Source organism: Flavobacterium sp. MMS24-S5 (assembly GCF_050320125.1).
In the GTDB taxonomy this organism is placed as follows: Bacteria; Bacteroidota; Bacteroidia; order Flavobacteriales; family Flavobacteriaceae; genus Flavobacterium; species Flavobacterium tyrosinilyticum.
The window spans coordinates 4,473,753-4,485,982 of the sequence record NZ_CP190016.1 but is presented as its reverse complement, the minus strand read 5'-3'; the positions used below and the strand labels follow the sequence as shown (position 1 = coordinate 4,485,982).

The window sequence follows — 12,230 nt, the reverse complement described above, 5'->3', positions numbered from 1 at the left end:
ATAGAATTACTTCTTTTTCTTATTCTGAGCTTTTGCTGCTTCCTGTTGTTCCATTACTTCTTGAAGACGCTGTTGGAACTTACTTGGCTTTTTAGGCTCTCTTTGTTTGTTTTCTTGAATCTGAGCGTGAATTTTATCACTATCTACAATATAATTCTTGATTACAAACATGATTCCGATTGTAATTAAGTTTGAAATAAAGTTATACAAACTCAATCCTGCACCATAACTATTGAAGAAAATTAACATCATTAATGGCGAAACGTAAATCATGATTTTCATCATTTTTGCCATATCCGGCATACCTTCTTGTTGAGGAGCAGCCATCTGCTGATCTCCAGAAGTCATTTTCATATAGAAGAAAATTGCAATTGCTGCCAAAATTGGGAACAAACTGATATGATCTCCATACAATGGAATAGTAAACGGTAATTTTACAACAGAGTCAAAAGATGATAAATCGTCCGCCCAAAGGAAACTTTTCTGTCTTAATTCAAATGCTGCAGGGAAAAACTGGAACGATGCATACATAAATGGCAACTGAATCAATGCCGGAATACATCCTGCCATTGGGTTTACACCTGCTTTGTTGTACAGTTTCATTGTTTCCTGTTGTTTCTTCATTGGGTCTTTTTTGAATTTCTCTCCCAACTCAGCAATATCAGGTCTTAAAACTTTCATTTTAGCCTGAGACAAGAATGACTTATAGGTAATTGGCGACATAGCCAATTTGATGATAATCGTAAAAATGATAATCGCAATTCCTAATGACAATCCGATTGTTGAACTTAAGAATCCGAATAATGGAATGAAGATTAATTTGTTAATCCATCCAAAAATTCCCCATCCTAAAGGAATGATCTTATCGAAATTTTTATCGTAAGCTTTTAGTGTTTTGTAATCCACAGGACCCATATACAAATTCATTTTGTAATCGATCTCTCCGTTTGAAAATGCTAAAGGTAAATTTGCTCTAAACTGTTTCGTAAAAACAGTATCGATTTTTTCATCTTTAACTAAATCATCAGATTGTAATTTTGAAGTCTCAAAAGGCTTTTCTGTAGATAAAATAGTAGCAAAGAAATGCTGTTTAAAAGCTACATAACTCACTTTTTCAGGAGTTTCTTCTTTTCCTTGTCCGTGCGAACTAACGTTATTGTATTTTGATTCGTTGTATTTGAAATCGATTTGAGCAAAACGGTTTTCATAAGAAACACTTTTTTCGTTTCTATATGTTTTTAAATCCCATTGCAAATCAATTGGTCTTGCAGAATTTAAAACTCTGTTCAAACCTTGAGAACGGATATCAAAACCAACTAAATAATTGTTTGGTTTTAAGATGTATTTATATTCTAAAAATTCATTAGCTCCAGCTTTCAAACGCATAGATAAAACTTGGTCTGCACCAATTTTCTCTAATGTTGGTTCGAAATACAGATCTTTAGAATTTAATGTTCTATTGTCTGTAGTAAGAAGCTGCAAATTTAAATTTGAGTTGTTATTTTTGATTAACTCAACTAGCTCTCCAGAACCTTTTTTAAATCTTTCGAATTCTTTTAAAGTAGCTTCAACAATATAACCACCTTTATTAGCAATCTTTAATTTTAATTTTTCATTTTCGATTGTAGTAAAAGCTTCTTTTGCAGAAGGAAGTGTTGCAGAATAAGCAAATCCTCCTAAAGTTTTTTGCAATTGAGCCAATTGAACTGTATCTCCAGGAGTTACAGCAGCAGCTGGTAATGATGCCGTTTTTGCTTTATCTGCTTTTGCTTGTGCTTCTTGTTTAGCAACTAATTCTTTCTTGGCTTTTTCAGCAGCAATTTCTTTTTCAGAAGGCTGATTTTGGTACATAATCCAAATCAAAATTCCGAAGATCAATACAAAACCAATGATCGAATTGAGGTCTAATTTTTTTTCTTCCATTATAATTTAAAAAAGTTATTCGTTGAAGTCTATTAGTACTGAGTTTATCTCAAAAGTTACAAACTTCTCAAAATATTAATTACTGTTTTTTATGCGCATTTACTGCAGCAGCCACAAAGTTTACAAAGATTGGGTGCGGATTTGCAACCGTACTTTTGTATTCTGGGTGGTATTGAACACCGATAAAAAATGGGTGATTATCAAGCTCAACGATTTCTACTAAACCTGTATCAGGGTTAACTCCAGAAGCCTTCAAACCTGCTTTTTGCAATTCATCAGCATATTTATTATTGTACTCATAACGGTGGCGGTGACGCTCCGAAATAGTTTTTTCTCCGTAAATTCTGTGTGCTAAAGTGTTTGGTTTAATATCACATTTCCAAGCACCTAAACGCATTGTTCCTCCTTTATCGGTTACATTTTTCTGTTCTTCCATTAAATTCACAACCGGATGAGGCGTTTTATCGTTCATCTCTGTAGAATTCGCATCAGCATAACCTAAAATATTTCTAGAATATTCGATAACAGACATTTGCATTCCTAAACAAATTCCGAAGAAAGGAATGTTGTTTTCACGTACAAAACGAACTGCTTCAATTTTTCCTTCAATACCTCTTTCACCAAAACCTGGAGCAACTAAAACTCCATCTAAAGAACCTAATTTCTCTTCAACATTATCCGCATTAATATGCTCTGAGTGAATAGAAATTACATTTACTTTTGTTTCATTTGCAGCTCCTGCATGAATGAACGCCTCTAAAATAGATTTGTAGCAATCTTGCATTTCGACATATTTTCCAACTAAACCAATGTTTACAGTTTGTTTTGGATTTTTTAATCTTTTTAAGAAAGTATTCCAGTTTTTAAGATCTGGAGATGCTTTTTTAGGTAAATCTAATTTCTTTAAAGCCACAACATCTAATCCTTCTTCAAGCATTAAATTAGGAACTTCATATATAGTAGAAGCATCAATTGACTGAATAACTGCTTCTTTTTTCACATTACAGAATAAAGCTAATTTCTGGCGCAATTCCTGAGACAATTCGTGCTCTGTTCTACAAACCAAAATATCTGCTTTAATACCACTCTCCATTAAAGTTTTAACAGAGTGCTGAGTAGGTTTTGTTTTCAACTCACCAGCTGCAGCCAAATAAGGAACTAATGTTAAATGAATTACGATTCCGTTATTTTCACCCAACTCCCAAACTAATTGACGAACAGATTCTATGTAAGGTAGAGACTCGATATCACCAACTGTACCTCCAATTTCAGTAATTACAATATCATAGTCGCCAGATTTACCCAGCAATTGCATTCTGTCTTTGATTTCGTTTGTGATATGAGGAACAACCTGAACCGTTTTTCCTAAAAACTCTCCTCTTCTTTCTTTTTCAATAACCGAAAGATAAACTCTTCCTGTAGTAACGTTATTAGCCTGAGAAGTAGGAACGTTCAAGAAACGCTCGTAGTGTCCTAAGTCTAAGTCAGTTTCAGCTCCATCATCTGTCACATAACATTCTCCGTGCTCATACGGGTTTAGTGTCCCCGGATTTACGTTAATATATGGATCAAATTTTTGAATAGTCGTGCGATATCCTCTTCCTTGTAACAATTTTGCCAAAGATGCCGCGATAATCCCTTTTCCTAATGAAGAGGTCACACCTCCTGTAACAAAAATATATTTTGTTTGATTCATTCTGTTGTTGTTTGTAAGTAGTTGTGTAAAAAACTTGGCAAAAGTACAAATTTAATTAGACAATTTATACAATAGACTTCTTAGATTTTTAGAATTTTAGAATGCTGATTTTTTAGCTTTTTCAAATCAAAAGAAAACCTTCCTATATATTAATTTTTATCTATTGTTTAAAAGATTTTCAGTCATTATAATGAAAATTTTATCTAATTATATAAAAATCCCATAATCATAAAAAGCATGTTACATTGGCTTGGGATATTGCTTCTTAATATTCCGAATTAATTCTTCTAAACCATTCAATTTCAATTCATAAATAAGTTGCAATTGTTGACCAAGCTCTCCTTTTGGAAATCCTTTATTATGATACCAAACAACATAATACTCAGGTAAATCAATTAAATATTTTCCCTCGTATTTCCCGAAAGGCATTTTGGTGTGCGCTAATTTTATGAGTTGTTTTTTATCTTGATCCATAGTTTTCTTGTAGAAGAAAGAAGCAAGATGAAAGACTTCATAGATTTTCTGCTTATTTCATTTCATGCAAAACTACTATTTATTTTTTCTTTTGCCACAGATTAAAAGGATTCTCACAGATTAAAAACCTAGAACCTTAGTATCTCAGCAACTTAGAAGCTTAAAAAAAAGAAGCAAGAAAAAAGAACTTATTTGCGTTCCCTCTTCCTGCTTCAAAAATATCATTTAAGACTTATTACTAATTTCTAAAAACGCTAAAAAAACTTAGCATCTTAGCATCTCAGAACCTTAGCATCTTAGTAGTGCCATCTCACGAAAGCTTCCATTGCAGCATACGTTGCTAAACCTAATTGGTGATATAAAGCTGCCGTCTCGCGGTTTCTGTCTTCTGCTCTCTGCCAGAACTCTCTTGCGTCTGTTCCTTGGAAAACAACCCCATCTTTTTGAGACTGGTGTTTGAAGATTCCATGACGTTTTTCTAGAACTTGATCTGGACTCATTGGAACAGCCATCTCAACTTCGTCAATTCCCCACTCTTGCCAAGCTCCACGGTATAACCATAACCAACAATCGTTCATAAACTCTTTTGGTTTTAAAACTTTTACTGCCTCAAAAATCGCATCCAAACAAACTTTATGTGTTCCGTGTGGATCTGCTAAATCTCCCGCTGCGTAAATCTGGTGTGGTTTAATTTTCTCAATTAAATCAACTGTCAACTGAACATCTTCTGCTCCAATTGGTTTTTTCTCGATTGTCCCTGTTTCATAAAAAGGCAATTCCATAAAGTGAATTTGCTCGTCTGGAAGACCAACAAAATGACTTGTAGCTCTCGCCTCTCCTTTTCTGATTAGACCTTTAATGTAACGAACTTCTGGAATATCAATTTCGCTGTTCTTTTTGTTCTGCAAGAATGCTTCTGCCTTTTTATAGATATTATCAGCTTCTGCACTTTTGATTCCGAATTTCTCGTTGTAATCAATCACAAATCTTGCAAAACGAAGCGCCTCATCATCAGCAACGGCGATGTTTCCAGATGTTTGGTAAGCAACATGCACCTCATGTCCTTGCTCTTGCAAACGCATGAAAGTACCTCCCATACTAATAATATCATCATCTGGGTGCGGACTGAAAATCAATACACGTTTTTTAGCTGGCTCCGCTCTTTCAGGACGATTTGAGTCGTCTGCATTTGGTTTCCCACCTGGCCAACCTGTGATTGTATTTTGTAACTTATTAAATATCTTAATATTAGTATCGTAAGCTGTACCCGAATCTGCCAACAAATCGCTCATACCGTTTTCGATATAATCTGCATCTGTAAGCATTAAAATTGGTTTTTTAAGATCTAATGCCAATCCTAAAACTGCTTTACGAGTCAATTTATCTGTCCAAACAATTTTTTCAACCAGCCAAGGCTTGTTGATTCTCGTTAATTTTGAAGAAGCTTCTTTGTCTAAAACAAAAACTGCGTTGTTATGCTCTTGCAAGAATGAAGCAGGAACTCGGTTTGTAACTTCGTCTTCAACGGATTTTTTTACAATGTTTGCTTTTCCTTCACCCCAAGCTAATAAGATCACTCTTTTTGCTTCCATGATTTTTTTAACCCCAAGCGTAATTGCTGTTCTTGGCGTATTATTTAAACCAAAGAAATCTTTACTTGCCGCAACTCTTGTAATATGATCTAAAGCCACTAAACGAGTTTTAGAGTTTTGAAGCGAACCAGACTCATTAAATCCGATGTGTCCGTTTCCTCCAATTCCAAGAATCTGAAGATCGATTCCGCCTAAAGCTTCAATTTTAGCTTCATATTCGTGGCAATAATCTGCAATTTGTTCTTTTGTTAAAAGTCCGTCTGGAACATGAGCGTTTTCAGGTAAAATATCAACATGATCAAACAAAAGTTCCTTCATGAAACGAACATAACTATTGATTGAATTGGGTTCCATTGGATAATATTCATCCAAGTTAAAACTGATTACGTTTTTGAAACTCAAACCTTCTTCTTTATGCAGACGCACTAATTCGGCATACAATCCTTTTGGAGAAGAACCTGTTGCCAAACCAAGAATACATGGCTTTCCTTCTTTTTCTTTTTCTTTGATTAATGCTGCAATTTCTTGCGCTACTTCTTTTGAAGCATCTGTTGAGTTTTCAAAAACAACTGTATTAATGTTTTCGAATCGTTTTTCGAAACCTGTTGCTTTGTCGATTTTACTTTTTAACATGATATATTAATTTTTTATTTTTGTTCAACTATTCCATTTCCTGTATTTATGCCCTTTTACAGCATAAAACAAAATCATTGCATAAGAAGGTAATAACATTAAATACGCCAACTGATTACCGCTTTTTGAAACACCTTGCATATTTTTTGCAATATTTGCAGAATTGATGCTTTCAGTAATCATTCCGTAAAAAAGCGGAAAAACTGCACCACCGATAATTCCCATAATCAAAATAGCACTACCAATCTTGGTATAACCACCTAAATCCTGCAAAGCCATTGGCCAAATTGCTGGCCAGCATAATGCATTTGCCAATCCTAAAAGCGCTACCAAAAGTATCACCAATGGTATATTTGGAGTTCCAGGAACTGCGATCATTATTTTTGGCGAAATCAAAACAATTGCCAAAACCAACACCAAGCCCAATATTCCCGACACTTTTAAAGCAGTGACCTGAGAAAGATATTTAGGAATCAATACTATTCCAAGAACGTATCCGATAACCATTGCTGACATGGTAAATGAGGTTAGTTTAAGATAGAAATTCCCTTCTCCACCATAAACTCCAAGTTGTTTTCCGAAAGCTCCAATAGAATCTCCTGCCAAAACTTCGGCAGACAAATACAGCATTAAAGTAATTACTCCTAAAACAAGCTGCGGATATTTAAATGCATTTTTAATCTGTTGAAAAACACTTAAATTCGAAACATTTCCTTCTTCATCCAAATCAATTTCTGGAAGAGGAGAAAATTTAACCATCAAAGCTAAAACTGTAATAATCAACCCCATATAAAGATACGGCGTTTGCAATTGCAAAGCAAGAGAATTTAACGCAGTAGTTTTTGCAGCTTCATCCATCGCAGCGATTTTGTCTGCGGTAAAGTCCTGCATATTAGACAAAACCAAAACCGTAAGAACGATTGGCGCTACAAACCCAGCGAGTTTATTTGCAATTCCTAAAACACTGATTCTTGCCGCTGCACTTTCTCTAGGCCCAATTACAACAACATACGGATTTGATGCTGTCTGTAAAACCGCCAAACCAGTTCCCATTACAAATAAGGCTAATAAAAATAAAAGAAAAGTACGACTAGAAGCCGCTGGATAAAACATAAAAGCTCCTGCGGCGATAATTAGCAATCCTAAAGAGATTCCGTTTTTATACCCCACTTTTTCAATAATATAAGAAGAAGGAACTGCCATTACGAAGTAGGCAATATAAAATGCGAAAGTCACAAAATAAGCTTGCGAAGAAGTTAGTTCGCAGGCTAATTCAAAAAACGGAATTAGTGGTCCGTTAAGCCAGGTTACGAATCCTAGAATAAAAAACAATAAGGTTAAAATTACCATCGGAACAATGGCGCTTTTTTTCTCTACCTGTAATGTACTTTGAATGTTTGTCATAATTTTTGGTTGATTAGTTTATAGATTTATTTAATTCAAAATCTAAATTAGAATCAACTCTCACATTATTGATTGCGTAATTTATGCAAATATCTGCATTTTTTTTGCAAAACAAAAGTACTACATTAAATTTCCTTATTCTCTAATTTAGATATGAAAGTTTTGTTAATTTTTGCTATTCCAGTTTAAATCAGGGTAATATTTTGCCAAATATGTTTTTACATCGACAATATCTTCTTTGGCCGTTAGGTCTGGAACATGCTCCGAAAACGGAATTCCGATCGTTGTATTCGGATTTTCCTTAACGGAGTTCAAAAGCACTGTTGGAAGCTCCTTTTCATCACGCTCTGGATGAACGGGACAATTTTTAAGATGTATATATAAAGTCTTGCCATTAAACTTAAAAGCATTCATACTCACACGGATCTTTCCTTCTGCATCTTTATATTGTTCCAAATCCTCTTCTGAAGGCTTTTCTAAAATATCCAAAAGCTGATTATTTGCATCTAATTTTGCAATTGCAAAACGAGAAATACGTTCCAGTGGAAAACCCATTGCATCGCGGTCATAACTAATAAAAGCATTCGGGCTTTCAGTTTCTCTCAAAGCACGCAATGCTTCAGCAGAATACAAATTATCACTGTTACAAACCGAATAAAACTGCGAATTTAGTTCTGGATATTGCTCTACAGCTTGAAATAAAGCATCTGCAGTTCCAAAAGGTTTCCCTCTTCCTTCAGGAATATACTGAACAGCAAATGAAATATTGAGTCCGTGAAAATCGTTATCCTTCATTTTACTTCCATAAAATTCCTTAAACAATTCTCCTTGCTCTCCTATTATAATATAGATATTTTTATAACCTGCTTTTTTGGCATTCCATAAAAGATAATCCATAAGAGGTCTTCCGCTTGCGCCAACACCTATTAAACCTTTACTCCTTTCGTTAGCTTGTGCGATTTCTTCTGAAGAAAGATTATGGGTAACCGCTTCTTTTTTCATACGAGAAGAAGCTCCACCAGCTAGAATTACTAAATTGTTGTGCATTTTATTTTAATTTTCAATATTATCAATAATTCGTACTCCGGGATCAACATTTACCGCGTAAGCTTCTTGCGCTCCAGCATCTAAAATCGCCTTAATAATTCCATCTTCATTTTTTGGATCGGCAATCACCACAATGCTTCCGCCGCCGCCAGAACCTACAATTTTTGCTCCGTATGCACCGGCTTTCAATGCTGCGTTAATCATTTCATCAATTCTTGGAACAGTTATTTTCAGCAAATCGCGTAAAACTTCATGATGCCCATTCATTAAAGCACCAATTTTTTTAAGATCCAAAACTGGTTTTTCAAATTCTTTTAAAGCTTCCTTAGTGTACTGATAGTTCTTAACAGCAGCTTCAAAAAACGGAATCATACGATCTGGCAAACAATTTCTGTATTTATCCAAATCCTCTATTTCAGATGAATTCAAGTCAAACTGCGGATAGTTTTGCTTCACAATATCAATTGCCATTAAAGCATTTCCTTTTAATTCTCCAAGCAATCCAATAGTTTCCTTTGGAACACCAGAAACTCCAGTAATTAAACCCTTCAACTCTGTTCCTATTACATTAAAAGAAAACGGCTTTTGGGTATTAATATAAACGATATTTCCAACGCCAATACTAAAATGATCCATCATTCCGCCAGGTTCTCCGTGTTCTACAACTTCAGATTCGTAACCTAATTTAGAGAGAAATTCAGGCGTAACTTCTTGATCTATTCCGAAAGCTTCTATAAGGAAACGAATCCAAGCCATCAATAAAGCCGACGAACTCGATGTTCCCGAATTAATCGGAATATTTCCAGTAATTGTAATATCGTAGCCCGATTTAGGTTCACAGCCATATCTTCGCAATACTCGCAAAGCAGATGCAAAATAATCTCTTGGTTCTAATTTTTCGAAAGCCTCGTATATATCGATAACTCGAATTTCATTAATATCAACCATATTCAGAACAAAAGTTTTGGTCTGATTTTCTTTTGCAATTAATTTAATATTTCGATCTATCGCACAGGCTATAACAGGCAACCCTAAATAATCTTGATGATCTCCAAAAAGACAGGTTCGGCCGGGAGCTAATGAGGTAATTTTTTTCACTTAAACACTTTGTGTTAAAATACTTTATTTCAATAAATTAAAGCATTATTTGGTTATAGATTTATTTTAGTTTTTCGGTTTTTATTTCACGAAACTAGAGATTATATTTTTATAAAACAAGAAAAAATATAAAAATGTGCTCGAACACACTATTTTTATGTTCTCGAGCACATTTATAAATTCTTACATAAAAAATGCGTTTATTAACTCAAAGTTTTTATATTTGTCTATATGGACAAAAAGTACACAATTAAGGATATAGCACAAATGGCTGGAGTTTCTAAAGGAACTGTAGACCGTGTGCTGCACAATAGAGGAAAAGTCTCTCCTGCTGCACTCGAAAAAATCAATGAAGTTTTGAATGTTATTGATTATGAACCCAACTTAATTGCACGAAATTTAAAAAGCACAAAAGTGTATCGTATTTGCGTTTTACTTCCTGATCCTGTATTTGACCCTTACTGGCTTCCTTGTGTTAACGGAATTCAGGATGCCATTACAGAATTCAAAGCTTACAATGTCGTTATAGAAATACATTACTTTAATCCAGAAAGCACCAAATCTTTTTTAAAGACGAATGAAACTATTATATCGCAATCACCAGATGCTGTTTTATTGACTCCGCTTTTCCATAAGGAAACCATCGAAATCATAAATCAATATGACGAACTGGGGATTATGGTCAACACCTTTAACAACCAAGTGGAATCCTCTTCTATTAAAAGCTTCGTGGGACAGGATTTATACAAAAGCGGCCGAGTTGCTGCCAGTTTAATGAATCTGATTCTTCCGAAAGGGCAAATTGCGATTATACATATTGATGAAAGCCTTAAAAATGCCGTTCACATGCAGGAAAAAGAACGCGGCTTTAGAAGTTATTTTGAAGAAAAAAACCTTTCTAATTTCTCTTTAACCACTTTAAAACTGAAATATTCCAACATTGAAACCAAGCTACCAGCTTTCATAAACGAAAATCCAGATTTAAGCGGCATTTTCATCACCACTTCAAAAGCCTACCAAATTGCCTCTACACTTTCAAACGTAACAGACAAAAAGATCGCTTTGATTGGATATGATTTAATTGATAAAAATGTTAGTTTTTTAAATCAAGGATTGGTTCACTTTTTAATCCATCAAAACCAAAAAAGACAGGCTTATTTAGGCGTAAGCACTTTAGCAGATCACTTTATATTTAGAAAAGACATTCCGGAAACTATTTTGCTTCCTATTGATATTATAAATGTAGAAAATGCTTCTTTTTACGTTAGCTAGGATTTTGCCACGAAGCCACTAAGACGCAAAGTTTTTTTATTTGAAACAACCATGGAATGTGTTTAAAAATAGATGCAAAAAAAAAAAAAACAACAAAAGTTAAAGCTGGAGGCAATTCAAATTAGATTTTCCCTTTAAAAAAACTTTGTGCCTTAGCGCCTTTGCGGCAAACTTTACTTCAAGATAAACCTCCCAAAAGAAGAAGCGATATGAAAATTCGGTTCTGCTGTATTTGGATTCACCCATGAAATCCAAGTTGGCTGATATTCGCCTTTTTCATTTGGAGAAAATTTAGCTCGGTAAACCCCAGCTTCGATAATATTGCCCTGAATTAAATCCAATTCTTTTAAAGACGCAATACTAATCCTTCCCGCAACCGTAAACGAATTTTGTCCTTTTACCGACTGTATTTCCAACTGTTTTTCCGGCCATCTCCAATTGTAATCAAAATTCCAATTCGGATAAGCTTCAAAATCCAAAATACGCGCATCTACATCCATTTCCAAACAATAATACGGACTCAGCTTTTCATCTTTTCTAAAAAAGAGCTCTACTCTATCCGAATTACAAATACTGTCTGTGGAATTGTCTTTTCGATCAATATAAACCTCTGAATCAAAAACTTGAAAATTAAAATAAAGATAATCTAAATCCCAAAGCGCGCGGAATTCAATCTTTAAAACTGGATCATTATTCCATGGCGAAGTAAAATCGGTTAAACAATTTGCTTTTTCCCAAAAAACAGGATCCATAATTTCGCTTACGTTTTTTTGACTTTTATCGATAATTTCTACGTGGTATTCTTTCAAAATTCTTCTTCTTAAAATCTGTTAATTTTTTATTTTCATAAAAGGTCAAAATGACCATTAATTTATTTCGCGATTTCGGCCTTTTTATCGTTGACCAATATAGTTCAAAAATCCAATAAAAAAACAAAGCGAATTCATAATTAAAACTAAAAATCACTTCCTTTTCACCATAAGAAAAGACTGCTTAATTTTTATGTTTTTCGTTTAGTGATTGCGAAATTCACAAGTTTTTAATAAATCCTTATTTATAATTCAAAAAACTACTAATATCACACATACTGT

9 protein-coding genes are annotated in these 12,230 nt (G+C 34.2%); 1 reads left to right on the top strand and 8 read right to left on the bottom strand.

The annotated features are described in order from the left end of the window. Positions 1-6: 6 nt before the first annotated feature. The 7 genes from yidC to ACPWTF_RS20550 all read right to left on the bottom strand — a co-directional run bounded on the left by yidC (position 7) and on the right by ACPWTF_RS20550 (position 9,867). Positions 7-1,923, bottom strand: coding sequence for a membrane protein insertase YidC (gene yidC, locus ACPWTF_RS20580; RefSeq protein ID WP_427872771.1), 1,917 nt, complete (start codon positions 1,921-1,923; stop codon positions 7-9). Between the two features lie 79 nt (positions 1,924-2,002). Continuing rightward, positions 2,003-3,619, bottom strand: coding sequence for a CTP synthase (locus ACPWTF_RS20575; RefSeq protein WP_427872769.1), 1,617 nt, complete (start codon positions 3,617-3,619; stop codon positions 2,003-2,005). A gap of 240 nt (positions 3,620-3,859) precedes the next feature. Continuing rightward, positions 3,860-4,093: a DUF3820 family protein gene (locus ACPWTF_RS20570; protein WP_250835380.1), complete on the bottom strand. Its 234-nt coding sequence runs from the start codon at positions 4,091-4,093 to the stop codon at positions 3,860-3,862. A 296-nt stretch (positions 4,094-4,389) separates the two neighbouring features. Further along, entirely contained in the window at positions 4,390-6,318 is a 1,929-nt protein-coding gene (nagB, locus tag ACPWTF_RS20565; RefSeq protein ID WP_427872767.1) for a glucosamine-6-phosphate deaminase, read from the bottom strand. Between the two features lie 24 nt (positions 6,319-6,342). Next, complete coding sequence (locus ACPWTF_RS20560; protein WP_427872765.1) at positions 6,343-7,722, bottom strand: sugar MFS transporter; 1,380 nt, start codon at positions 7,720-7,722, stop codon at positions 6,343-6,345. 165 nt (positions 7,723-7,887) lie between these two features. Continuing rightward, positions 7,888-8,769: a sugar phosphate nucleotidyltransferase gene (locus ACPWTF_RS20555; RefSeq protein ID WP_427872763.1), complete on the bottom strand. Its 882-nt coding sequence runs from the start codon at positions 8,767-8,769 to the stop codon at positions 7,888-7,890. A 6-nt stretch (positions 8,770-8,775) separates the two neighbouring features. After that, positions 8,776-9,867, bottom strand: coding sequence for a mevalonate kinase family protein (locus tag ACPWTF_RS20550; RefSeq protein WP_427872761.1), 1,092 nt, complete (start codon positions 9,865-9,867; stop codon positions 8,776-8,778). Between the two features lie 231 nt (positions 9,868-10,098). Here ACPWTF_RS20550 and ACPWTF_RS20545 point away from each other — a divergent pair, with 231 nt between their 5' ends. Continuing rightward, a complete protein-coding gene (locus ACPWTF_RS20545) occupies positions 10,099-11,139 on the top strand; it encodes a LacI family DNA-binding transcriptional regulator (protein WP_095929921.1) in 1,041 nt (346 codons plus the stop codon). A gap of 173 nt (positions 11,140-11,312) precedes the next feature. Here ACPWTF_RS20545 and ACPWTF_RS20540 read toward each other — a convergent pair whose 3' ends face one another. Then, positions 11,313-11,948: a sugar-binding protein gene (locus ACPWTF_RS20540; RefSeq protein WP_427872759.1), complete on the bottom strand. Its 636-nt coding sequence runs from the start codon at positions 11,946-11,948 to the stop codon at positions 11,313-11,315. Positions 11,949-12,230 lie beyond the last annotated feature (282 nt).